The 24,906-nt window shown below is 50.6% G+C and carries 18 protein-coding genes and 4 pseudogenes; 8 read left to right on the plus strand and 14 right to left on the minus strand.

What is annotated here, in order from left to right; translation table 11 throughout:
* Positions 1-5: 5 nt before the first annotated feature.
* From ACM1PF_RS10135 to ACM1PF_RS10155, 5 genes are all read right to left on the minus strand, one after another.
* A complete protein-coding gene (locus ACM1PF_RS10135; protein ID WP_416674352.1) occupies positions 6-362 on the minus strand; it encodes a response regulator in 357 nt (118 codons plus the stop codon).
* 3 nt (positions 363-365) lie between these two features.
* Complete coding sequence (locus ACM1PF_RS10140) at positions 366-815, minus strand: response regulator (protein WP_416674353.1); 450 nt, start codon at positions 813-815, stop codon at positions 366-368.
* Positions 816-862: 47 nt separating this feature from the next.
* On the minus strand, positions 863-1,579 hold the full coding sequence (locus ACM1PF_RS10145) for a hypothetical protein (RefSeq protein WP_416674354.1): 717 nt from the start codon (positions 1,577-1,579) through the stop codon (positions 863-865).
* Positions 1,580-2,495: 916 nt separating this feature from the next.
* Positions 2,496-4,439, minus strand: a complete 1,944-nt coding sequence (locus ACM1PF_RS10150) for a M48 family metallopeptidase (RefSeq protein WP_416674355.1) — start codon at positions 4,437-4,439, stop codon at positions 2,496-2,498.
* A gap of 27 nt (positions 4,440-4,466) precedes the next feature.
* On the minus strand, positions 4,467-5,054 hold the full coding sequence (locus ACM1PF_RS10155; RefSeq protein ID WP_416674356.1) for a LemA family protein: 588 nt from the start codon (positions 5,052-5,054) through the stop codon (positions 4,467-4,469).
* Positions 5,055-5,331: 277 nt separating this feature from the next.
* Between ACM1PF_RS10155 and ACM1PF_RS10160 the strand changes: the two genes are divergently transcribed.
* Positions 5,332-6,441 carry an S-(hydroxymethyl)glutathione dehydrogenase/class III alcohol dehydrogenase gene (locus tag ACM1PF_RS10160; protein ID WP_416676614.1) on the plus strand — a complete coding sequence of 370 codons (1,110 nt, stop codon included), beginning with the start codon at positions 5,332-5,334 and terminating at the stop codon, positions 6,439-6,441.
* On the opposite strand, the gene ACM1PF_RS10165 is transcribed toward ACM1PF_RS10160, so the two are convergent.
* Complete coding sequence (locus ACM1PF_RS10165; RefSeq protein WP_416674357.1) at positions 6,438-6,662, minus strand: hypothetical protein; 225 nt, start codon at positions 6,660-6,662, stop codon at positions 6,438-6,440. The genes ACM1PF_RS10160 and ACM1PF_RS10165 overlap by 4 nt on opposite strands.
* Before the next feature lie 87 nt (positions 6,663-6,749).
* On the opposite strand from ACM1PF_RS10165, the gene ACM1PF_RS10170 reads away from it, so the two are divergent.
* Positions 6,750-7,481, plus strand: coding sequence for a hypothetical protein (locus tag ACM1PF_RS10170; protein WP_416674358.1), 732 nt, complete (start codon positions 6,750-6,752; stop codon positions 7,479-7,481).
* A 155-nt stretch (positions 7,482-7,636) separates the two neighbouring features.
* Here ACM1PF_RS10170 and ACM1PF_RS10175 read toward each other — a convergent pair whose 3' ends face one another.
* The 3 genes and pseudogenes from ACM1PF_RS10175 to ACM1PF_RS10185 all read right to left on the minus strand — a co-directional run bounded on the left by ACM1PF_RS10175 (position 7,637) and on the right by ACM1PF_RS10185 (position 9,924).
* On the minus strand, positions 7,637-8,053 hold the full coding sequence (locus tag ACM1PF_RS10175; RefSeq protein WP_416674359.1) for a YidH family protein: 417 nt from the start codon (positions 8,051-8,053) through the stop codon (positions 7,637-7,639).
* Positions 8,054-8,121: 68 nt separating this feature from the next.
* Positions 8,122-8,520, minus strand: a complete 399-nt coding sequence (locus ACM1PF_RS10180) for a YidH family protein (protein ID WP_416674360.1) — start codon at positions 8,518-8,520, stop codon at positions 8,122-8,124.
* Positions 8,492-9,924: pseudogene (locus tag ACM1PF_RS10185) on the minus strand (MFS transporter). The gene ACM1PF_RS10180 and the pseudogene ACM1PF_RS10185 overlap by 29 nt, the downstream one beginning before the upstream one ends.
* A 204-nt stretch (positions 9,925-10,128) precedes the next feature.
* Here ACM1PF_RS10185 and ACM1PF_RS10190 point away from each other — a divergent pair.
* From ACM1PF_RS10190 to ACM1PF_RS10200, 3 genes and pseudogenes are all read left to right on the plus strand, one after another.
* Positions 10,129-10,602: a TspO/MBR family protein gene (locus tag ACM1PF_RS10190; protein WP_416674361.1), complete on the plus strand. Its 474-nt coding sequence runs from the start codon at positions 10,129-10,131 to the stop codon at positions 10,600-10,602.
* A 537-nt stretch (positions 10,603-11,139) separates the two neighbouring features.
* Positions 11,140-12,320: pseudogene (locus ACM1PF_RS10195) on the plus strand (RtcB family protein).
* Between the two features lie 355 nt (positions 12,321-12,675).
* Positions 12,676-12,876 carry a hypothetical protein gene (locus tag ACM1PF_RS10200; protein ID WP_416674362.1) on the plus strand — a complete coding sequence of 67 codons (201 nt, stop codon included), beginning with the start codon at positions 12,676-12,678 and terminating at the stop codon, positions 12,874-12,876.
* Between the two features lie 228 nt (positions 12,877-13,104).
* Here ACM1PF_RS10200 and ACM1PF_RS10205 read toward each other — a convergent pair.
* A pseudogene (locus tag ACM1PF_RS10205) lies at positions 13,105-13,796 on the minus strand (acyltransferase).
* Positions 13,797-14,863: 1,067 nt separating this feature from the next.
* Positions 14,864-15,601: an ABC transporter ATP-binding protein gene (locus ACM1PF_RS10210; protein WP_416674363.1), complete on the minus strand. Its 738-nt coding sequence runs from the start codon at positions 15,599-15,601 to the stop codon at positions 14,864-14,866.
* 577 nt (positions 15,602-16,178) lie between these two features.
* Between ACM1PF_RS10210 and ACM1PF_RS10215 the strand changes: the two genes are divergently transcribed.
* The 3 genes from ACM1PF_RS10215 to ACM1PF_RS10225 all read left to right on the plus strand — a co-directional run bounded on the left by ACM1PF_RS10215 (position 16,179) and on the right by ACM1PF_RS10225 (position 17,504).
* Positions 16,179-16,427 carry a hypothetical protein gene (locus tag ACM1PF_RS10215; RefSeq protein WP_416674364.1) on the plus strand — a complete coding sequence of 83 codons (249 nt, stop codon included), beginning with the start codon at positions 16,179-16,181 and terminating at the stop codon, positions 16,425-16,427.
* 372 nt (positions 16,428-16,799) lie between these two features.
* Complete coding sequence (locus ACM1PF_RS10220) at positions 16,800-17,273, plus strand: type II toxin-antitoxin system VapC family toxin (protein ID WP_416674365.1); 474 nt, start codon at positions 16,800-16,802, stop codon at positions 17,271-17,273.
* A gap of 3 nt (positions 17,274-17,276) precedes the next feature.
* Complete coding sequence (locus tag ACM1PF_RS10225) at positions 17,277-17,504, plus strand: hypothetical protein (RefSeq protein WP_416674366.1); 228 nt, start codon at positions 17,277-17,279, stop codon at positions 17,502-17,504.
* Positions 17,505-17,649: 145 nt separating this feature from the next.
* Here the strand turns inward: ACM1PF_RS10225 and ACM1PF_RS10230 are convergent.
* From ACM1PF_RS10230 to ACM1PF_RS10240, 3 genes and pseudogenes are all read right to left on the minus strand, one after another.
* Positions 17,650-20,054, minus strand: a pseudogene (locus ACM1PF_RS10230) (single-stranded-DNA-specific exonuclease RecJ).
* Positions 20,047-21,426: a cytochrome P450 gene (locus ACM1PF_RS10235; RefSeq protein ID WP_416674367.1), complete on the minus strand. Its 1,380-nt coding sequence runs from the start codon at positions 21,424-21,426 to the stop codon at positions 20,047-20,049. The pseudogene ACM1PF_RS10230 and the gene ACM1PF_RS10235 overlap by 8 nt, the downstream one beginning before the upstream one ends.
* A 93-nt stretch (positions 21,427-21,519) precedes the next feature.
* Entirely contained in the window at positions 21,520-24,891 is a 3,372-nt protein-coding gene (locus ACM1PF_RS10240; protein WP_416674368.1) for an efflux RND transporter permease subunit, read from the minus strand.
* Positions 24,892-24,906: the final 15 nt, after the last annotated feature.

A 24,906-nucleotide genomic window follows, 5' to 3' on the forward strand; every position in this document is an offset into this window, starting at 1 on the left:
CAGGTCTAGATCCTCTGTAAAGCTTGCTCAAGACGATCGCGGTTAATGGGTTTGGTTAGGTATTCATTGGCTCCGGCTCGTTTTAGCCCATAGTTGATTTCCACAGACGTGCGCTTGCTGGAGTAGAAGATCACGTGCTGTGTGGCAGTGCGCTGATTCGATCGCAGTTCGCGCAGAAACTTATAACCATCCTGGTTTGGCATCACAATATCCAGGAAAACAGAGGCATAGTCGCCCGTTGCCAGCTTCTCCAGTGCGCCCGTCGTACTCTCGCAGGAGTCAACCTGATGCCCCATCTCTTCCAGAACTGATTCTAAAAACCGTCGATCGACTGCACTGTCGTCAACAATCAGAAATCGCATGATTTACCTCTCTTCCGTGAAACTTGTTTTCTGTTGGTTGTGCATTGGCAATGGCGCTAACTCCTCCAGCAGCATCCGTAGTTCCATTTGAAACTGCGGCACTTCCTGGGGCGTTAAAGGTTTGGTCAAAAACTTGCAGCCGCTCCACTGAGCCCGCCAGTTGTTGGAAAGAGTTTTCTCCCCAGTTAACATAATCAAGGGCACTGCTGCTAATCCGGGTTGACGACGAATTTGCTTAACTAACTCAAATCCATTAATGTTAGGCATATTAATATCCAGAAAGATCAGAGCTGGATTCGCACAAAGCATCATCTGCAATGCCGTTTTCGGATTTTGCGACAGTTCCACTTGATACCCCCAATGGGTCACTAGGCTCTTGAATTGCTTCAGAATCAGGGGGGAATCATCCACAATCACAATTTTGGGAGCGGTATTGCCTTCAGGCTCTTTCAAGGAAACCAGTCTGTTACTAATTAGTTGGGCAAATCCTTTAGCAACCTCTAAACGATCTTGGCCAGGAATGCGGCAATCTCATTCAGGTTTTTTGTACCGGGAACCAGTTCTTCTAAACGCTGCTTCTGTTCAACGGAGAGATAAGACTGGGCGATCGCCTCTGAGTTCAGAACTGGAATAGAGTCCATCGAAGGAATTTGGCTGCGCAATCTTCTCCAGAGATGATGTCGCCTTTGAGCTTCTGCCAGTAATTCCTGCAACTCAAATCCCGTATTCAATACAAATCCATCCAATTGAACTGAGGGTAAAAATTGTGCCTGCCCCGGATATTCAAACAAATAGGTATCAAAGTCCGCCAAAATTTTTAGGCGTAGGGACTGGGTCACTTCCTCAAGGGTGATCAGGTTCAACTGGTATAGTGCATTGAGCAACTCTTGGGGGATAGAAAGTTTGGAGTCAGAAGCTTTAAAGATTAATTGCTGCTCTAATCTAGCAACGCTGTGTTTAGCACCATTGCTGCGTAATCGGGGAACGTACCGCTGAAATACCTTCAGCAGGCTTTGCCAGGACAGCGGTTTATCTCCCGAAAAAATGACCTGACCTTGCTGCACTGACAGATACAGGGAATTAGCCTGATGCAGTGGGTTCGTCGCAAGAAATTCAAATAGCCAGTAGCCGGTCAGCATTCCCTGGGAAACCTGACTGAGTTTATGAGATAGCTCCTGCGCTTGAAAAACAAAGCGTTCTGTAATTGGCGCTTGCATAGTTGTATAACTGGGGAGAGGCAATAATGAATATAAAAACACCTAAGCAGCAACATGCCCTTCCCAAGGAAGCCCTAGAGAGTTAGAAAACTATTTCTGAATAGCCAATCCGAAAACCCGCGAGAGTTTTCAAGAAACCTGAACCCTGCATCAGGTGAAATTAGGTAGGTGAAATTTTAACAGATAGGTAACTTTACTCTATAAAACAGCCATTAGTAGCCAACTAAAAAACAGTAGCTTACAGTTAGTTGTTCAATAGAGACTACTTTTTATAACTAATTAATCTAGGCTCTCCTGGAATCTTTGGGATCAGGAAATGGAATCTCCTTGGAGGGTGAGCAGCTTGCCCGCGCAGGCTGGACGCCTGCAACACGGTTTCCACCATCATTCTGGGAGGAGCTTAATCTAGGGATAGTTGCTTTGCGGAAAACTCGAGAGCGGTAGTGCACAATCGCAGGAGATGCATTAACCCTAAATTTTGATGATTTAGATGCGTTAACCCTGAATTTCAGCGATTTAGCTAAGTTTGCTCATTCTCTGCAATCGTACCTCCAAACAGGTGTAAAAGCTAGTAACGAACTTGTGGTTCAAGAAAACTTTAAAATGGTCTGTGACTTCTGCTTGGACTGATACTAATTTTCTATAAAGTTGCACAAAAATTGCACAAGAATTGCACATTTTGCCAAACCCTCCTAAGGAATGCGAATTTAATAATCTGGAATTCTTGTGGGGTGGGCATCTTGCCCGCCCAGTCAGCGAAGTAAAACATTGCACAGGTTATTTAATTCATGATCTAAGGGATCTGCTATTAAATGGCATCCCAATTTTTGAAAAAACGGTTATAAGGGTACACTACTTTGCGCCCCTAACGAGTATGTTATTTTGCCGCATCCCCCTAACCTCTAGATGATTGCTTTTAAACACGGAGAAAAGGCGGAATGGGACAGTCCAACGTAATCACGATCGCCCTCAGTAAATCAGCTTCCTGAACCGTGACTTTTTGATCGAGTAAAACCGTGTGGGCGCAGGCATCAACGATCGCTTGTTTGAGTTTTGGGGAAGCCGTACTCAGGCGTTGGAGACTCTGGTTCAGTGTACTGAAATTACAGGCGGGTGGAGCATCTGGTAATTCAAGTTTGCCCGCACCGGGCAGCCGATACAGCCCCGATCGAAAGGCGTAGGTAATGGCATCTTGACCCGTTTGACCGACCTGGGCCAGGGCAGACAGCAGCAGCAGGCAATCTGTCCAGATGGATTCCAGTTTTGTATGCTGCATTGAATGGGTTGCTTTTGAGTGGCACGGTTTGAGCCGATGGAACAAAACCAGATACACCACAAAATCATTCAGCGACCAGCGACCCGCCGCTTTCGCCAATGCATTCATGCACTTGAATAGTTTTTGACCGTCTGCAACAGAGGATTGACGCAGTGCAGGAACGGTGAGATCCAGCAAGGGCAACCGCATTCGAGTATCTAAACTGCGAATAATTTGGCTGAACTTCAACACATCTTCAACCATCTGAGCTGATTCAAATTGTAGTAACCAATTTTTCTGTTTTTCCTGAATTTCTGAATCTTCCAGGTTCATTAAAAGGGCATAGACGATCGCCGTTGCCTGATATTGATTGTGTAATCCAGTGCGAATTTGATCTGGCAATTGATTTAACCAGACCTGGGTTTGGGCAAACTGTTCTGGCGTAACGGTTCCCACCCTGGCTAACATCTGTTCCGGTGTCACCTGAATCAGGTTCGATCGCGGCTGTTTTGAAGATACCGAGGATTGAGCCGATCGGACTGTAGGACTCCCTGTGGCCAATCCCATCACAGCCGAAGCTCCCGCCTCATTCAAAAGTGAGCTGACGGTAGGGGCTGATGCTGCATAGCGTCCTTCCAGGGATTGCAGCTTGCGAATGCGCTGGCTTAAGGGGGGATGGGTGGCGAAGAATTCACCCAGAAAATTGAATTTAATCGCACTACCGAAGAATAAATGGCTATTCGCTTCGGCATAGGGAGAATGAATTAAGGCACCGCCCGCATGGTTGGAAATTTTTAATAAGGCTCCGGCAATTCCGGCTGGGTTGCGCGTAAACTGCACGGCTGAGGCATCGGCTAAAAATTCGCGCTGACGAGACACTGCACTTTTGATCAGGCGACCGCAAACTAAGCCAATCCCTCCAATCACAATCAAGGCACATCCAAAGGCCAGCAGTGGGTTCCCCTTTTCCTTCGATCGAGAGCTTCTACTACTGCGAAACAAGATCCGCCCGATCACGTAAATCATCAAAATTCCATGCAGTAAACCTACCAGATGCAAGTTCAACCGCATATCACCATTCAGAACATGGCTAAACTCATGCCCAATCACGCCTTGCAGTTCATCCCGATTCAGCAAGTCCAGCGTGCCACGAGTCACACCAATCACAGCATCATTGGCCGTAAATCCAGCCGCAAAGGCATTAATTCCCGCTTCGTGATCCAGAACGTATACCGCCGGAACTGAAATTCCAGCCGCGATCGCCATTTCTTCAACTACATTCAGGAGTTGCTGCTCTGCCGGATCAACCGTACCAGGAACCACCAATCGCCCCCCTAAATCCTGGGCAATTACCTTTCCCCCTTGCCGCAGGGAGACTAGCTTGTAGAAGCTGCCACAGCCAATTACAGCGATCGTGGGAACGGCAACCAGCACAAAAATGTCAAGATACCAGAGAAACGGCATATTTCCCTGGAATGCAACACCGAATGCGAATAGGGCTGCAATATAGATGGTAATAACCATGCCCACGACCGCGACGATAAACAGCCCCAACAACACTTTAGTGTTCTGACGAGCGCGATCTTGATGCTCGAAGAAGTTCATAGGTGAATGACTGGTGAATAGCAATATTTAGAACGATACGCGAGGATTCGATCGCACTTCTGGGGAGGCTGCCTCTAGCAGATCTGCGATTGTAAAGTTGAACATTCCAGCGATGATATTACTGGGAAACACTTCGCGCTTGGTGTTGTACAGCGTGACTGCATCGTTGAATGCCTGACGTGCAAAGGCAATCCGGTTTTCGGTAGAAGTCAATTCTTCCATCAACTGGGTCATGGTGCGATCGGCTTTCAGGTCGGGATAGGCTTCCGACAGTACAAACAACCGCCCCAATGCGCCAGTCAAAGTCGCTTCCGCCGATTCCAACTGCTGCATTGCATCCGCATCTCCTGGACGCTGAGCCGCCCGACTGCTAGCCGCTAAGGCCGTATTTCGCGCGGTAATGACTGCTTCCAGGGTTTCCCGTTCGTGCTTCATGTATCCCTTAGCGGTCTCAACCAGGTTAGGGATGAGATCGTAGCGTCGCTGAAGCTGAACATCGATTTGAGTATAGGCATTTTTATATCGGTTTCGCAGCGTTACCAACCTGTTATATGCATCGATCGCAATGAAACCGATCACCAGTACCAACGCGATTAAAAAAATGACAAGTCCCATCGTGCTCCATCCTGAATATCAATTGAGAAAACTAGGGTGCGTGTTACGACTGATCGCTCAACCTGTTTCCAGCAGCAGTGATGCGATCGCATCAGCTCAAGCGAGCAATCCTTTGTCCCTTAGTGTGCCCGAACAGGTTGCCAATCTAACTCAGGTAGCTCCGGCTCCTACTCTTACATTTCAATTAAGACTGCCCAATATCTCTGGCAAATGTGGGATAGTCAAAATCTAAAGTACCTGATCAATTGTTCAGAGAATTTGAGGACGGAGCGAAATGATGGATGTTAAAGCAGCCGTTGCCTTTGAAGCCGGAAAGCCATTGAGCCTGGAGACCGTGCAGTTAGAAGGGCCGCAAGCCGGGGAAGTGATGGTGGAAATTAAGGCAACCGGAGTCTGCCATACCGATGCCTATACCCTGTCGGGACGTGACCCAGAAGGACTGTTTCCCGCCATTTTAGGCCATGAAGGAGCCGGAGTCGTGGTGGAAGTGGGAGCCGATGTTAAGTCGGTCAAACCGGGTGATCATGTGATTCCGCTCTACACGCCAGAATGCCGCAACTGTAAGTTTTGTCTCAGCCAAAAAACGAATTTGTGCCAGGCAATTCGATCGACTCAAGGTAAGGGACTGATGCCCGATGGAACCAGCCGGTTTTCCTTCAACGGCTCGATGATTCATCACTACATGGGCACCTCCACCTTCGCCAACTACACGGTTCTGCCGGAAATTGCCGTCGCCAAAATCCGCGAAGATGCCCCGTTTGAAAAGGTTTGCTACATCGGCTGTGGCGTGACAACCGGAGTGGGAGCGGTGGTGAACACAGCTAAGGTAGAACCCGGTGCGAATGTGGTGGTGTTTGGGCTGGGGGGCATTGGGCTAAATGTGATTCAGGCTTGCCGCATGGTCGGAGCGAACAAAATTGTCGGAGTGGATATTAACCCGAAAAAGCAACCCCTGGCGGAAAAGCTGGGCATGACTCACTTTGTTAATCCCAAGGAGGTAGAAAGCGATCTGGTTCCCTATCTAGTGGAACTTACCGATGGCGGAGCTGATTACAGCTTTGAATGTATTGGCAATGTCAAGGTGATGCGCCAGGCTCTGGAATGTTGCCACAAAGGCTGGGGAGAAAGCATCATTATCGGCGTGGCAGGCGGCGGCGAAGAAATCAGCACTCGTCCCTTTCAACTGGTGACGGGTCGCGTCTGGAAGGGATCCGCCTTTGGGGGAGCCAGAGGCCGCACCGATGTTCCCCAGATCGTGGACTGGTACATGGACGGCAAAATCAACATTGATGACTTGATTACCAATGTGATGCCGATCGAACAGGTGAATGAAGCTTTTGATTTAATGCATGATGGAGAGGCGATTCGGACGGTATTGACGTTTTAGAGGGTGAGGAGTGAGGAGTGAGGAGTGAGGAGTAGGGAGTGGGGAGTGGGGAGTGGGAAGTGAGGAGTGGGGAGTGGGGGGTGGGGTGAGACTGTTCTCTTGTGGGGTGGGCATCTTGCCTGCCCAGTCCATGCCCGTAGCGCAGGCATCTTGCCTGCCAGTAAGCTGTTGTGAGGTAGGTCTTGCTTGCCCAGTCTTTCATTTCTAAGCTCTGGTGACAAGATTCGATCGAGATGCGAGATGATAGGAAGGAATCGGCAAGATCACCATCCCGCGAGAAAAAATCCAGCAGCCAAATTTGTATCCCCATGTCTACTACCCCATTCCTGATTCCACCGATCGATCGCCTTAGGTTTACTGCCCTGTATGGAGTACTGACGATCGGACTTTGGGTAGTGTTAGGAACACTGTTTTCGGTGCCGCCCCTCAGCCTGATTCCAAATCCAGCCATTCAGGTCGCCGTTCATGCGTTGGTGACAGGATTGGGGGTGGGTGTGGGGCAGTGGTGGGTGTTGCGATCGTATCTTTCTGATTGGAAGTGGATCATTGCAACGGCGATCGGTTCCAGTCTAGCGGCTTTGACCCAGAACCTCTGGTATACGGCCCTACTGCAAACGTTGGAACAGCCGGAGTCAGAAAGTTTTTTAGACATTTTCGTTAATTCTCCCCTGGGCATTCTAGTTCCCTTACAGGGAGTAACGATTCTGGCGTTCTGTCTGTGGTTAGCAGGGGCGCAATGGTTAGTTCTCCGCCGTTACGTCCGATCGTCCCTCTGGTGGGTGATAACGCCTCTGATTAGTATGGTGTTGACGTGGTTGATTTTGTTGATTGCGTTAATCTTCTATGCAGTTGTAGGAGGACAGTTTTTATCCGATCGGGTGCTGTTTCCAGGTCTGTTGGGAGCGGTTCAAGCTTTGATGTTGTGTCGTTTTCACTATCAGGAAGCAGTCCTCCCGGAGCAGGCAGCCGCAGACTATGAACAGGAAGGGGTAGAGAAGCCCCCTACCCTTTTGGGGTTTATCCTGCATCACGTTATTTAGCGTTGTCCTGTTGAGTATTTCCATGCAAGGCTTCCTATCCTGGTTTGGGGTTTAAATATCCTATCTTGTGGGATGGGCATCTTGCCTGTCTTACCTCTATTCGATCGAAACTTGACTACTATTCTTGTGGGATGGGCATCTTGCCTGTCTTACCTCTATTCGATTGACACAATGGCGAAAATTGCCGCGATCGTTACAATCCCAAACAAAATCACTGAACTGGCCATAATCAAGAATAAATCGGTGAATCGTTCAGCACGATATAAATAATTTTCTCGCTCCAGGTATCGAATGGTTCTGTAATAAGTAATCACCGCCATACTCAACATAAATAACCCAAAACCGATCGCCCCTAAACCAATCGTCTCCGAGACGAGTTCATTCACAATCGGCGCATTCTGAGGGAACGTTTCGCTGATGGCGTTAAAGATACGCTCAAAGGCAATTCCAAATCCGATGAGAACGATCGAATTCTGAATCCAGCTTGTAATCGTGCGTTCGGCAGCAGCCCGGTTTCGTTCCTTGGCTAGCTCATTGGTGGGGTTAATCGGGCGATCGGGTTGCAGAGACATGGAACAGGTTTGAATTTAAGACTGGTATGGGGGAAACGATGATTGCAAAAGGTGGGCAATGCCTAACCCTACTGAAAAATTGCTCTGAGTAGAATGCCGATGAAGGCATAGATACCAATGCAGCCCAGGGCGATCGCTACGATTACGCCGAGGGAAGGACGAGATTTGTAAATGTAAATTTCGTTGCGCTGGAGCCGACGTAATTCCTGTTGATGCTGGATGACCGCCATGATCATCGCATAGGTTCCCAGGGCAACAAAGGCTAACCCCAGGATGCGGGAAAACCGGATAGGATTAATGGTTTCATCAATTTGTAAATCCCGAATTGCAGTGACGATGCTCTCAATCCCGAAGCCAAAACTAATCAGAGCCAGACAGGTGCGAATCCAGGCCATCAAAGTGCGTTCAGCAGCAGCTCGATTGCGCTCTTTGGCTAATTCAGCTTGAATGTTGGGCGGGTTGCTCATGGTGAGGCGGGTTGGTTTCCACTCGAAAAGTATAGGTGATTCCAGCGGCAATCACACAGGAAATGGCTAACAGGAGCAACAGAGCCAATGCACCGATCGCCTGCTGTACTAAAGGTAAGGCAAATGCACCCAAAACGGCTCCAGCTTTGGCAAAGGCAGCCGCAAATCCCGCTCCGCTAGCTCGAATGGAAGTAGGAAACACTTCTCCTGAGAGCAAAAATGTAGTGGCATTGGGGCCGGCATTCATGGTGAGATTGAAAATGAAAAATCCGGCAAACACCAGGGGAATTGTCCAACCTATGTCTGCAATGCTAGAAATCGCCAGAACACTCAGTCCGATCGCCATGCCCAGAAAGCCAGCAATCTGAAGCCGAATTCGCCCCACCCGATCGATCAACAGCACGGCCATTAGAAATCCCAGGATCAAAAACACATCCACGATCGCTGACCCCTTCGCTGAAGCCATTTCCTTAACGATAAAGTTTTCCTGGCTAGCAAAGGCAAGGGTGCCAATAATCGCAGGGGTAAAAATGCCAATGCCGTAGGTCGAAATATCCTGAAGAAACCAGGGGACAGACGCAAAGATCGTATTGCGGCGATATCGGGCTGAAAACAGCGCACCGTAGGACAGGCTGGGTTCTTCCTCTGGTGGGTCGGTTTCCGGCGTGAGGGCGATCGGTTCATTCAGCAAAATCGAGGCAGCTTTGGAGGCTTCATCGTAGTCCCCTCTGGCAATGTAGTAACGCGGACTTTCCAGGAGAAAGCTAAACCGCAGCATCGCCACACCGATCGCCAAAATCAGCCCCACCCCCAACATCCACCGCCAAGCATAGGCGATCGCCATCTGGGTTGAATCGGGGTAAGCCACCTGAAACCAATGAATCACGGTGAGTCCTGTGATTGCTCCCAACAGGGCCCCAACCGCCTGAAAGGTAAAGGCACCAATCACCATTCGTCCCCGCAACCGCGCCGGAACATTTTCAGTAATGTAAGCCACGCTGATGGGATAGTCTGCGCCAATCCCAATTCCCACCAAAAATCGGAACGCAATCAACGAAGCTGCATTCCAGGCGAAGGCCGTTCCTGCGGTGGCAATGACAAAAATCGCCACATCCACCAGCAGCATTTTCTGCCGTCCCACGCGATCGGTAATGGGGCCCAGGGTCAGGGAACCCACTAATGATCCAGCAATGGCCGCCACTGCCACTGCTCCGATCGCCGCTGATCCTAAATGAAAATCGCGCTGAAGGAAGGGCAGGGCCACACCAATGATGAAAAAGTCAAACCCATCCAGGGCAATCAACCCAGCGGACAGGCCCAGAGAAACCACATGGGACGGGTAATCTCTGAGGCATCGAGTCGCTGCGTAAACGATCGGGAAGCATCCATCGGTGCGGCAGTCATTTCCGGTGTCCTTCAACATACTACAGGTTGGTCAAAACCAATCTCTCAAAACGGAGACATAAATTGTTAACTGGGTTACTCAATCTGCCTTTTATTGTTAACGATGAAATCTACCTCAGGTTGCATCATGATAGTAATTCTGATCGCTATTATGGGAGAAATACCTCCTCTAAGCGTTAAATGCAGTCTGTGCCGGAGTGAGCCATGCTAAATCCCTGGATCGTCATCGGCGGAATCACATTACTGGTTGCCCTGGGCAGCTTCTTGATTCGACCGCGTGACCTTCCCTGGGCTGCAAAACTCGATCGCCCCGGCTGGCTGTTTTTTGAGCCTGCAATTCCCTTCATCTGGACAGTCATTTTCATTTGTGGAGCCTGGTCTGCCGTTTTGGTTTGGCAAGCAGAACCCGGCAGTCTCAAAACCTGGGCTTTAATGGGATTATATTTGCTGGTTGAAATCATTACGGTGGCGTATATTCCCGCTACGCTGAGATTTCGTAGCCTTAGTGTGGGCACGGGGTTGGGCGGCTTGGGTGTGCTGCTGGGATTCATTCTGACCTTTCTGGTTTGGCCAGTTTCTCAACCTGCGGCTCTACTGCTTTTACCCTATCTGCTCTGGAGTCCGATCGGCACCTACACCACAGGTCGGATGATTGATCTCAATCCAGAGGAAAGTTAACTGCCGTGAAATGGCAATGACATCAGCAATTTTGCATCGCTGAGAGCCTTGATTGATCGTAGATTGCTCGTAGGGTGGGGTGCCCATCAGCCTTAACTCAGCGACATTCCACCGTAACTTTATCCCTCAAGAGCATCCTTTTTGCGTCTTAGGATGACTCAGATCTTGCACCGGATTATCCCACCCGCTCTGCAATAAGTTGCGGGACAATGACTCAAACCCATTGAAATGGGTTGAAAGCCTCCTTTGTTAATGGTTTGAGTCCGTTTAAACGGACTTCAGCGATTAGCCCTGAATTGATTCGAGGGCGAGGGATTGGGAAAGCAGCAAAATGTGAGATTGCCTATTTGGCTTGTCCAGACCATCCATTGATTAAGGGTGGACAATGCCATACTACAATTGTAGTATATCAATAGGTGTTTTTGTAGTATGGTCTGACTTTCATGAACCGCTTCCCGCCTCCAGTGCCATGCTGTATCGATAGCATGATTAACTTCCGCAAAATGTTGTAAAAACCTTGTCAAAGGATACGAAACAATGCCTTACCAACCCTTGCCTCTATCCACTTCTGTTCCAGTTTTGTCCTGGGCTGGCCATGAGTTGGGCCTGAAGAAATGAAAATGGCGAAGAACGTTGCCTCTCTGCCCTTCGTCCACAAACACGTTGCCCTGATGCCGGATGTTCACCTGGGTAAAGGCGCGTTAGTTGGATCTGTCATCGCCACGAAGGAAGCGATCGTCCCCGCAGCGGTTGGGGTGGATATTGGTTGCGGGATGTGTGCAATCAAGACTCCCTATCACGCCGATCGACTTGACGGGAAGCTGAAGCAAATTCGTTTGGATATCGAAAAACAGATTCCGGTGGGATTCAACGAAAATAAGGCGATCGACAAAGAAGTCACCCACTGGCAAAACTGGAACCAGTTTAAAGATTTGCATCCAGGGGTGCAGCATCTGGAGTCGAAAGCTCTGAAACAAATGGGTTCTCTGGGAGGTGGGAATCACTTTATTGAATGCTGCGTTGATGCCGATGATCAGGTCTGGCTCATGCTGCATTCTGGTTCTCGCAACATTGGGAATATGCTGGCCCAACGCCATATTGAAACGGCTAAAAATCTGGCGAAATTGGCTGGATTGAAATTGCCCGATCCAGACTTGGCGCACTTCGTTCAGGGCACACCAGAATTCGCTGCCTACTGGCGAGATCTGCAATGGGCCCAGGATTATGCCCTGTACAACCGGGTGGTGATGATGAATCGGTTCAAGCGGATTGTGGAACAGCATTTGGCTGGAGGTAAGCCCTTCAAGCCCGCGATTCAGGTGAACTGTCACCACAACTATGCGGAACGAGAAGTCCATTTCGATGAGTCAGTTTATGTGACGCGGAAAGGCGCAGTGCGGGCCCAGGAAAATGATTACGGGATCATTCCGGGTTCAATGGGGGCAAAATCCTTCATCGTTAAAGGTAAAGGAAATGCTGCCAGCTATTGCTCTTGCTCCCACGGAGCGGGACGGTTGATGTCTCGTGCCAAAGCCAAGAAAACCTATAGCCTGGACGATCTAATTCAGCAAACCGCAGGGGTGGAGTGCCGCAAGGATGCTGGAGTTCTGGACGAAATTCCAGCTGCCTACAAACCGATCGAACAGGTGATGGATAATCAGTCTGATTTGGTGGAGGTGGTGGCCACCCTGAAGCAAGTGCTGTGCGTTAAGGGCTGAGGTTGTTGATATTACAGCTTTCCATTAGAACAGCAAAAAATTACCGGGATACGCTTGATATTTTCCAGGCGTATCCCTTATGCTATTGCGATGCTGGTTTTTCTGCCGAAGAGGAGCCAGTTCATCCACCCGCTTAAGGTGAGGTCTTGACGCTGATTAGGGAAGTGTCCAGCAACCCTAACCAGCTAACCTGACTCTCTGCAATACCAGAGAGCTAGGCTGTGCTGATTGTAGATCATCGTATCGAAAATCGATCGCCTCGCTGTTTCAGTAAGGAGTCTGGGGGCTGTTCCTGGAACGATTCCCCACACCTTAAGCTTTTCTTCCCTTACATCATCTCAGCGAGGAACTAAATATGTCTTCAGAGTTCAACGAACTGCTGCCCATCGCGCAAGGCGATCGGGTACAAATTTGGATTATCGGCACAAGAGATCAGGTCATTTTCACCATGAACGAGTGCTATGTCAGAAAACTGGCAACCGATCGAGTTCAGTTCACCCCAATCATCCCCGCACCCTTCGCCACCGGAAAATACATGACGGTTCTGGTGCGATAATTCCCATTCCTGAACAATTCCAACACAACACGGGCGATTCACGAATCGCCCCTACATCTCTTGTGGGGTGGGCATCTTGCCCGCCCATTCAACAACCTCTTGTGGGGTGCCCGCCCATTCAACAACCTCTTGTGGGGTGCCCGCCCATTCAACAACCTCTTGTGGGGTGAGCATCTTGCCCGCCCATTCCCCTACCCTTCCTGTAGGATAGGCATCTTGACTACCCCTTCAACCAACCTGGTGAGGATTGATCGGTTTCTCCTGATCATGGGTTGACTTGATCACCTTAGCGGGCACGCCTACAGCAACAGAATGAGGTGGAATACTTTTAGTCACAACGGCTCCAGCCCCAACGATGCTACCCTGTCCGATCGTCACTCCATCTAAAACTCTAACCCCACTCCCCAACCAACAATCATCTTCAATCACAATTCCTTCCCGACTTAAACCATAGGAGCGGTGATTGTTAGCATAAATTCCAGTATGAGCAGCAATCAAACAATTTTTGCCAATGGAAATATGCCCTGGGCCTGCCATACAAACATAGGGACCTAAATAGGCTCCATCTCCAATTTCAATCCGGCAATCTGGGCGGCTGTTCTAATATCTACACCTCGATCGAGGCAAACGTCACGCCCGATGTGAAGCACACTATCAGGGTCATAAATATTAAGCACAACATCACGAAGAATCTTTGATCTATCCCCAATCTCAATGGATTTGGCCCCTAATACATCTACTCCGGATTGGATGTACACTGATTTGCCTAAATGAGCAAAGATGGGGCGATATATTTGCCCCCGTAACAAACAACCCAAAGGACGCGGAATCCATCCGATTAGATTGACTAAGCTTTGTTCTACCAGACGAGACTGGCGAGACAACGTTTTCTCCGGGGCAGGGGCTTCTACGGTATTCATCATTTAATAGTTCCTAATTATTAGATAGCGAAATTTTGGAGAATGAACCCGGTATGGTGAATTGATTACAAATTAAGAAAGACTGGTTTGGGCACTGAAGAATAAAACTTCTTAGAATCAATGGCAAGGTAATCAGCTAAATACAAGCTGTTTAACCCGTTGTTTCTAGTTGATTTACAGAATGGATACAGTCCAGTACTTCTAATTAGGTAACGCTTGCTTTCGGGATATAGTGGAAACTGAGCCAAACCGATATAAAACTACTGAAATCCAATTTTTAATTCGGTAGTTAGAAAGTCAAAGAACTTGTCTAGCTCAAAATAGAAGAACAAACTGGCGATCCCAATGTTTCTTCGATCCTGTTTAGGATAAAACAGGTGAAAGTTCAATTTTGTGCAAGCGTTAAGAGGATGTTTTAAAAGTCCTGCTGTTGGAAGCAAACTGTTTTAGATCTCCCTAAATCCCCCTTAATAAGGAGGACTTTGAGTCCGGTTCCCCCTTTTTAAGGGAGCTAGTAGACCTCGGCAGCAATACGCCCCCCTTTCGTAGTGCAGGCTTCCAGCCTGCGCGGGCAAGATGCCCGCTCTACGGTTGCTCAATTCACGCTCGCTTCTACTAGGAGGATCAATGTGCCTAAAGACAAACAGATAACTTATTCAAGCATCCTGTAGTAATGAGAGAAAAGCGACCCTACCAAACTCATTTCATATCATCAGCTTTCCATGAAATGAATTCCGCTTTCTCGAAATGCCAAAAATGACTAAAAAGCCTATGGTGGTGTTTCACCTACTTCAGCCATAACGTTGAAATTGACCATAGGAGCAAACAAATAAGCACTACCTCGGTCAAGCCACCGTAACTCCTGTGTCCAGTTTTTTCTATAACACTTCATAGCTGTGGGTCAACTGGAGCATTTCAAAACGTTTTTGAACCCTGGCAATCAAGGATTGAACAGAGATCTCTTCGGATCATAACTCGAAACCACTAGCCTGGGGGTAAATTTTATGTGAAGCAACCCAGACTGCACGCGGTAGTTCGTTCCCTGAAAAACAATTTTGATGAAACTTTCAACAAAGCCTGCCCTCTTCCAGATGCAAGACCCGATCGGCCAACTGAGTGAATCTCGCATCGTGGGTTGCCATTAAAACAGTGGACTGGTGCTGGTGAGCCAATTCCTTCAGGTGCTCTACTACGGTAAACCCGTTGCGGCTATCCAGGGCAGAGGTGGGTTCATCAGCAAACAAAATCCGGGGTCGTCCCGCCAACCCACGGGCGATCGCCACCCTCTGCTTCTCACCGCCCGACAAACTGCGGGGTAGCTTGGCTGCCTTACTGGACAGACCCACTTGATCCAGCAATTGTCGAGCTTCGCGGCGAGCCGTCGCACGGGTGAAGCCCTTCATTCTTAACGCCAGTTCTACATTTTCCAGGGTAGTCAATGCTGATAACAGGTTGAGATCCTGAAAAATGAATCCGACCTGCTGAAGGCGCAGTTTGGCTGTATTCCCTTTCGCGCTGTGGAGGATGTCCTGCCCCAGAAGGTAAACCTGCCCCGCAGTGGGAGTCAGAATTCCCGCCAGAATGAATAACAGTGTCGTTTTGCCGACCCCAGACGGCCCCATCAAAAACTGGAGGGTGCCCTGTTCCAACTGCAAATCAACCCCGTTTAGAACCCGAAATGTCTCCCCTCCCGTCTGAAACTCCATCACAATCCCTTGAGCCACGATCGGATAGCGCAGGCGATCGGATGGGTTCAGAACGAGAGATGATTCAGATTGAATTGGGCTTTGCGGATTTACTAGCATGGCTCAACCCGCCCATTTAGATACTGATTTGATGTTGATTTGTTGTAGCCCAAGATCTTAGACAACTAACACAAAACAACCGATCATTAAGGGCAAAATGCCTCTAACTCCAGCTTACAGCGATTTTCACTAAACGAACCTCTCTCCTCAATTCCGCCAACAATTCTCAGCATGAGAATGATTATTACTCAGGCATCTGTTGTCAGACCGTTGTTTAGATCATCGGGCTTAAACGCTTCAAACGGTCATAACCTCAGTACAAGTATTTCAAAATGAAAATTGCTGACCGTAACAATTGTGACTTGATTTGCTCGATCGATTAATGCTACGCTCATCGGCTATAGCTATCTTTTGGGTTGCACAAACCTGGGGGATAGCTGGACGACCTGGAGACGAAATTCTCTAACGGAGGTCAAGCGCGCCTCGCAAGCAAAACGCTTAACCTCCTGACCCAGACTACCGAGGCTAGTCCAGGCTAGGGTGTATGATAACACCCGATACCTGTCGCTTGCCCTGTCTGAACGAGGGCTAGTCTCTGGGGTTTCTTCAAACCCTGGAATAAGGAGATTTACAAACCATGTCCGACAAACTGTTCGGTCTGCCTCCCGCAGGCGATCGGCTGATTTCCCCTGCCCGGCGATCGGTCAAAATCCTGATGATTGGGCAACCCAATGATGTGGAAATCACGATCGCGCGTCTGTATCAGTGTGACTTCTGCCGCGTCGAAGATTGGTCACGTCCCCTACCCTTCTCGCAAATCCAACAGGCTACCACCAAAGAACCCGGAGAGATTATGAGGATTTATGTGCGATCGATGACGCTCTAAGCCAGGGCGCACAGCGGTGCAGCCCCTACCATTTTTATTGCACTCTTGTGGGGTGGGCAGCGTTTCGACTGGGCTCAAGCCGAAGTCTTGCCCGCCCTGTCAGCAAAGTGAAGCGATCGCACCCATGATTCAATCTGCATTCCTGAAGTTATCCTGTTTGTGTTCTCAAGGGCGATCGGATTTTGGGTGATCGTTAAGTAGTGCTTATGTCTTAAGTGCTATATCTTTTGCCTACGTGCTGACCCTGAAGATTTACTGAGGCGATCGGCATAACACCCCTCTACGGCAGCGTACATGTACTATAACGCCATGAGTTCAGCCCGATGGTAACTTTTTCGGATAAAAGCAAATGTAGTTGTGAGTTAAATGAATATGAGCGAGACTGTCTACATTGAAACCAGTATCTTGGGATACCTTACTGCTAGGTCAACCAAAAACCTGATCCTGGCTGCAAATATGGAGATAACCAAAGATTGGTGGGAATTTCGCCGAAACACTTTCATTCTTTACACCTCGGAGGCTGTTCTAGATGAAGTGGCACAGGGGGACGCGGGGATTGCTGCTCAACGACTGGAGATTCTGCGTGATTTTCCCTTGCTGGCATTGAACCAGGCAGTACAAGATTTAGCTGCACAATTTCTCGCTCGAAGTAGCCTTCCTCCAAAGGCAAAGGTAGACGCGATTCACATTGCCGCTGCTACCATACACGGCATGGATTACCTGCTAACCTGGAATTGCAAACATATTGCCAATGCCCAAATCCAGGGAAAGTTGGCGGAGATTAGTCTCGATTTCGGCTATGTGTTGCCTGTTCTCTGCACGCCAAACGAACTGATGGGAGATTAGATTATGTGGAAAGATGAAATTGTTGAAGAAATTCACCAAATCCGCGAAGCATATGCAAAGTCTTTCAATTATGACCTAGATGCAATATTTGAAGATTTACGCAGGAAGGAAGCTGAAAGCGGTAGAGAAGTTGTGAGTTTGTCGCGGAAGCGCGGTCTAACAACACGTTGGAGCGGACGGGCGAGAGATCTTGGTGGCGATGCGGAGAGTGCTAGCCGCCGCTCAACTTAGCCGTTAAGCAGCATCAGCGATCGCATGGGTACAGAATACGGGTTCCAAACGTTTGAAGTGCTGAGACTGGATGTTTGAGTAAGAATTATTCTCATACTGAGAACTGCTGTCTTCATCCTCCCTCCTCCCTCCTCCCTCCTCCCTCCTAAAACCTACCCAATATTGCCTGAAGCGTTCTAACCGGGGCTTCGTAAAAATATCGCTGTTGAAACTGTTCTTCCTGGATCACCTGGAGAAATTGTTCGATCGCCTCATTTTGGGGTGTTGCCATTACTCCCTCGATCGGTTGCCAGGTGATTAAAATCTCGGTATCGGCATCAGTGGTATCCGTCACTTGAAATCCGAGGGACTGTAATGCCTGAAATCCCACCTGAAGCGATCGATCGCCAATGCTGAGTTTATCCTGAAGTTGCATTCGCATTACTGATTTTCCAGTACGGCTGAGATACTTGGCGATTCCAACCAACTCTTGCCACACATCGGTCGGAGCGATGGCGATCGGTGAAGGATAGGCAAGTACCAACGGTTGGTTGGGCTGAATCTGCTGCATCCAGGTTTGTAGATCCCGCCAGCTTCCAGGGCATTGTTTCACCACTAAAGCGTCCTGAGTCGGTACAACCGGATCGACCTGACCCCGGCAATCAATCATCCAATTCCCTGGGGGAGTGATGGGCATTATTCCCGATTCAACCGATCGCAGGGCAATAAGCCGCACTTCATAGCGTTTTTTGTAGGTATTGAAATCCAGTTCCACGATCGCATCACAGGATCCGTCTGGCAATTCATCCCGGTAATGTTCCCACCACACCCCCGGAAATCCTTGAGACACCGACTCATCCCACAGTTCAAACTCGGTTTTGATGTAGCGAACTTTTCGCCCCTTCCAGTCCTGAATATTGCGGTTCCCGGCATTTTTAAACCAGCAATTCTGAATCAGCAACCTGGGAACCGGATTCCCCATGCCATAGGGTTCCAGCAGTTTTAACTCCCGAAACAAATCCTGTCCCAACTCTGCTACCGTTACCGTCAGATCTACCGATCGCATGGCCCCTGGAGCCAGTCCCATCTGGCTCTCCAACTCCCGCAACTGCCGATCGATCGCCTCTGTGAACAGGGACAGGTTCTCCTGGGGTAAGCTCAATCCCATTGCCATCGGATGTCCGCCAAAACGGTGGAGCAGGTGGGACTGTTGGGCCACGAGCTGGTAGAGGTCGATCGGGAAGATGGAGCGGGCGGAACCTTTTAGGAGTGAGGAGTGAGGAGTGAGGAGTGAGGAGTGAGGGGGGAGGGGGGAGGAAGTAAGGGTAGGGGCGATTTGCAAATCGCCCTCGGAGGGAAGGGGGGAGTCGAGGGTGAGGAGGAGGGTAGGGCGACCGTATTCCTGGGCGATCTGTCCGGCGACGAGTCCCAGAATGCCGATCGACCATTGGGGATCGAAGAGGACGATGACGTGGGTGGTGGAGAGATCCTGTTGGTTGAGCTGGGTTTTGACCTGTTGGACGACTTCTCGCTGGAGGGATTTGCGGCGGGCGTTGGCCAGTTCGGTGTCTTCGGCCAGTTTGCGGCAGCGATCGGCATCCTGACTGGTGAGGAGTTCCACACAGAAATGGGCATCGCCATGAATCCGGCTGATGGCGTTGATCCGGGGGCCAATGCCAAAGGAAATGTCGGTGGGTCGATCGCCAGTGCGTTTGCAGAGCTCCAGGAGTTTGGCGATACCGGGACGGGGGGAGGCTTCCGGGTTTGATTCTGTTGTAATACCTGAATGCCCCTTTGGGCTAAGTAACGACAGTCGCTCGTCAGATTAACCAGATCCGCAATCAAGCCGATCGCCACTAAGTCCAATAAGCTTTCCAGGGGACGATCGGGGACATCGGGCAGGGTGGTATAGAGGGCTTCCACCAGCTTGTAGGCGACTGCTACACCGGACAGGTGCGCCAAAGGATGGTCTGAGGGTAAGGCGCGAGGGTTAATGATCGCTGTGACGGGAGGGCGAGTTGGGGATAGGGTGTGGTGATCGGTGATGATCACGTCAATCCCTAACGTCTGGGCGTAGGTCAGCTCTTCCAGGTTGGTGCTGCCCGTGTCGCAGGTGACGATCAGGGAGCAGTTCTGAGCGGACAGGCGATCGAGTCCTGAAATCGATAACCCGTGGGATTCGCTGAGGCGGTTGGGAATAAAGTAGGTCAGATCTGGCTGGGGAAAGAATTGGCCCAGTCCATCCCACAGGACGGCAGTGGACGTGATCCCATCGGCATCAAAATCTCCCCAAATGGCGATCGTTTCTGCGGTCTGGTAAGCCTGAACTAATCTTTTGACTGCCCACTGCATCTCTTCCCCAAATTCAAAGGGGCTGGCGGGTTGATACAGGTCGGGATTCAGAAATCCGGGCAGTTGGTTTACCGCTCGAATGCCTCGCTGCCAGAGGAGTTGCGCCGTATAGGTTCCGATCGTGGTTAGCCCTAAACATTGGCACTGTTGTTGAACTGCCTGCAAGAAAGCCTCAGGCGGTTGGGCGGGCGGATAAATTTGCCATTGTGGTTCAACCATAGGCCGGTTCAGCCAGTGCTTTGGGTTGAGAACAAACTCCCTGCATTACCATTCTGACTCCCCTTGCTGGAGCCAGCGTTACCCCTCGACGACGGGGCACTTCCGGCTGTTGATCGGCTAATTTCAGCTCATAGTTCAGGGCGATCGTTGCCAGTGCCAACTTCAGTTCGTAGAGTGCCAGGGCTTCCCCCATACATCGCCGCACACCATTGCCAAACGGGATAAATTCATAGGGGGAATATTTGCGTTCCAGGAAACGGTCTGGGCGAAATTCCTGGGGGTTTGGATAGAGATCGGCTCGTTGGTGGGTCAGGTACATGCAGCCCATAAACAGCGTTCCCGCATCAAATGAGTAGCCCATCATTTCTACAGGTTCCTGGGCCTTGCGGGGAAAGGTCAGCATGGCTACCGGCGATCGGCGCAGGGTTTCCTGGCAAACTGCGGTGAGGTAGGGCAACTGGGCCAGGGCGATCGGCTCCAGGGTTCCGGCACGGTGCAATTCATCCAGTAGTTTCGCTTTGACCTCCGGTAGACGGTGTATCCAGTACAATCCCCATGCTAATGCTGTTGCCGTAGTTTCGTGCCCAGCCAGCAGCAGCGTCATCAACTCATCGCGCAATTCCTGCTCACTGAGGGATTCACCGTCTTCATCCCGCGCTTCTATCAGCAGGGAAAGCATGTCGGTGCGATCGGGGTCTGGCTTGGCCCGACGATCGCGGATTTCCGCATAGAGCAACTCATCCAACTGATTTCGCAACCGCAAAAACCGCCCCCAGGGACTCCAGGCTCCCCAGTCTTTCTGGAACCCCTGGAAAAACAGCAGTCCAGAGGTCAGCGGCGAACTAAACTGATCGGTCATAGGGATCAGCAGTTCCCGAATCGCATCCGCGCGATCGCCCGTTGACAGCCCAAACACCACCTCAAAGATGACCTGTAGTGAAATCGCCTGGGTCATTTTCCGAGCGGTAAAGGTAGAACCCATCGGCACCTGGGACATTACCTCCTGGGCAATCTGACAGATAGACTCGCCATAGGTACGGAGCCGATCGCCGTGGAACGCAGGCATGACTAACTGACGGCGTTTTTTGTGGTTTGTACCATCCAGCATGATCGATGAGTTGGCCCCAATCATCGGCTCTAAAATGCAATTGGTGTCCCCTGGAGCAGTGAATAACTTGCGATCGTTCGACAAAATGAACTGCATTGCCTGGGGATGGCTGGTCAGAACGACTTCATTACCAAAGCCGACTCCCTGGCTTTTAAAAAAATCAGGATAGCCGTGATGGTTTTTCTCCAGGTAGCCGACGGGATCAAACACCCACTGGAGGCACTGGACAAACACGGGAGTTTTGGGTTCCTCAATTCGTTTCATGGTTCTTCTCGCCGAAGATAGGGTTAGAGCGATCAGGGAACTATAGATACTAGTGTATTCCTATCCCGATGGGCCGCAATTATCCCTACCTGATCATCGCTTCACCAGATCAGACGATCGACTCTGCTGCACCCGTGCCAACAGCTTCCGGCGATAGCCCGTCCAGCGCGGATCGTGGAACAGGGTATAGAAACAGGGAATCAGGAACAGCGTCAGTACAGTAGCCAGGGATAATCCAGAGAAGACCACCACCCCCAACGGCTGCAAGAATTCTGAGCCTTCACCAATACCCAACGCCAGGGGAAACATCCCTAAAACTGTGGTGATTGTCGTCATCAAAATCGGCTGGAGTCGTTCGGGAGCCGCCTTGAGAATGGCCGTCTGGTGATCCACCTGCTCCTGCTGCCGGATTTGATTAGCTAATTCCACCATAATGATGGCGTTGTTGACAACAATTCCTACCAGCAGCACCGCCCCCACCAGCACCGTTGCCCCGATCGCCGTCTGGGTGATAAACAAACCGAGAATTCCGCCTGCCAGCGCGAAAGGAACCGTCACCATAATCACCAGGGGATCGACCAGCGAGTTGTACTGTACCGCCATCACCACGAACACCAGAAAGGCCGCCAACCCGCCCAACACGACGATCGCCGACTGAATCTCCCGATTACTCTCCGCACTGGAACTGGGTAGCACCGTCACCCCCTCCGGCAATTCGATCGCCTCCAACACCTCCTCCACTTCATCCAGAGCCGCCCCCAGACTGGCTCCATCCACCAAATTTCCTGCAATCAAAAACACCTGCCGTTGATTAATCCGCTGAATTTCTCCGGGTGCTTCCCCCGTTTCAATCTGGGCTACATCCCCCAGCCGGACTAAGCGATTGCCATTGGTGAACAGCGGGAGTTGACGCAGTTGAGTCGGACGCTCGATCGTCTGTTCCGGTAAGCGCACCCGGATATCCACCAGGCGATCGCCCCGCTGAAGTTGGGTGGGAACCGACCCTTGAATCGCCGTCTGAACCGTATCGCCAATGTCCTGAGCCGTCAGCCCCAGGGTGGAAGCCCGTTCCCAATCGGGACGAATCTGTACCTCTGGTTGGGGTTGGTCGGCATCGGGACGATATCGGGCTAAACTCGCTTGCTCATCCAGGGCAGACAGCAGTTGGAATCCGGCTCTCCGTAAAGTTTGCTCATCTTGACCTTGCAGGGCTAAATCGATCTCAGCTCCCCGAATCGGCGAGTTGTTCAACACCAGTCCCCGCACCGATTCAGGAATCAGTCGTAATCGAGTCTCAACTAAATTAAGCTGATTCAGTTCACGGCTCATGCGATCGACAAACGAAGTGACGTTGGTTCCCGGTTGGAGGGTAATCGTACTGGAACCGCGCAGGGGATTTTCCGTGGTGTTGCTGCCAAACAGAAAGCCGCCTGCCGTAGAGAAGACATATTCCACCTCCGGCTGTTCCACCAGGAGTTGATCCACGGAATCCATCACCCTGCGGTTTTCTGCCAGCGTGGTTCCCGGCGGAAATTGGGCAAACAGGCGAGCCTGTCCCGTATTAATGCTGGGCAAAATTTCCTGGGGAACCTGATTGACCATCAACAAACTGCCCCCCCCCAGAATCAACACCGCCAGACCAATCACCCAGACTCGTCGCTGAATCACCCTTGCCAGTAATCCGGCATAGTTGCGCCGCAAACCCTCCAGCCGTTGCCGAAACTGTCGCAGTAGCCAGAACTCGCTGACTCCACTCGACCAGCGCACCGCCAGTAAGCGGGAGGTCAACATCGGCACAACCGACAGGGCAACCACCAGGGAGGCCGCAACGGCAAAGCTGATGGTGAGAATTAGTTCGTTAAACAGCAGGGACACAAAACCGCCGATTAACAGGAAGGGCAGAACCGCCACCAGGTTAGTTGTCGTAGAGGCAACGAGGGCTGATTCGAGTTCCTGGCTGCTTTGTTCAGCGGTTTGAAGGAGAGAGGCGGGAAATTCGGTAGGGGCGATTCGCGTTCGCATAGCGTCTCCGAAGGAGTTATCGCCCCTACGAGAGGTCGAATGGGAGTGGTTGCCATTGTTACCGTTCATCCCATTACCGTTTGTGCCATTACCGTTCGTCCCGTTGCCGTTCGTTCCGCCGTTTGTGCCATTCCCATTGCTAAGGCGATCGGTTTGGACTCCCATCACAATACTTTCCAGCATCACGATCGAGTTATCCACCACAATCCCCACACCCAGAGCTAATCCACCCAGACTAAAGACGTTGAGCGACAAGCCGAATACTCCCATCAGAAGAATAGCAATCAGAATGGCTAGAGGAATGGAAATGACAATAATTAAAGTCTGACGCAGCGAACCGAGAAAGAGAAGAACTGCGATCGCCGCTAATCCAGCTCCCATCAGCCCCGCCGTTGCCACGTTAGCAATGGAACTTTGGATAAACCGCGATTCATCCAACGTCGGAATTAGGGTGATTTCCTGGGGAACATTGCCCGCACGTCTCAGTTCTTCAATGCGACGCTTCACCCCTTCCACCACCTCGATCGTATTGGCATCGGGTTGTTTCTGCACGCTGACTTTCACCGCAGGTTCGCCATTTAAGGACACAAACACCTGCTCCTCTTCCGTGCCGTCCACCACCTGGGCAAAGTCCCGCAGATACACCCGCTGTGGATTCGTTGCCCCAGCCGTTCCCTGATTGCTATTCACCTCAAAGGACAGATTACGAATCTCATCGGCGGACTGGAAGCGTCCCACGGTGCGGGTCAGGGACTCGGAATCACTGCCCCGAATCCGTCCCCCCGACACATCCACATTGCGATCGCGCAGTTCATTTAAAACATCGGTCAGTCCCACGCCCAGGGCTTGCAGGCGGTTCAGATCCAGATTCACCTGAACTTCCTCCTGGACTCCCCCCGATACATCCACACTGGCAACTCCAGAAACGACTAAGAGTTCCCGCGCCAGTTCCTCATCGGCAAACACCCGCAGGTCTACTCCTCGTAGGGCTGGAGAGGTCAGAGCAAACTCATATACCGGAAGCTGCGACGGGTCAAACTTGAATAGTCTCGGTTGTTCGATCGTGCTGGGTAAATTGCCTCTGGCTCGGTTCAGCGTTGCCGTTGCATCGTTTAGAGCCTGATCCACATCTCCGCCCGGACGGAAGAATAGGTCAATGCTGATTTGCCCTTCTCGCGTTTGGGAATAGATTTGCTCCACGCCATCGGTGGCCGCCAGGGCCTGTTCCAATGGCCGGGTCACTTCATCCACCGCCACCTCCGGGGAGACTCCCGGTGCATCCACCCGTACTCCTATTCGGGGATAGGTGATGGAGGGTAGGAGATCAACGGGTAGGCGCGACAGAAAAAAGACACCCAGCACAATGGCGGTTAGAGTCAGCATCAGGGTGCCAATGTGCCGACGGATTGCGATCGAACTGACACTTACTCTGGAGGAGGTCATAGGAAGTAGGAAGAG

The organism is Egbenema bharatensis FJBBOT/2019 (assembly GCF_048077055.1).
Taxonomy (GTDB): domain Bacteria; phylum Cyanobacteriota; class Cyanobacteriia; order Elainellales; family Elainellaceae; genus Egbenema; species Egbenema bharatensis.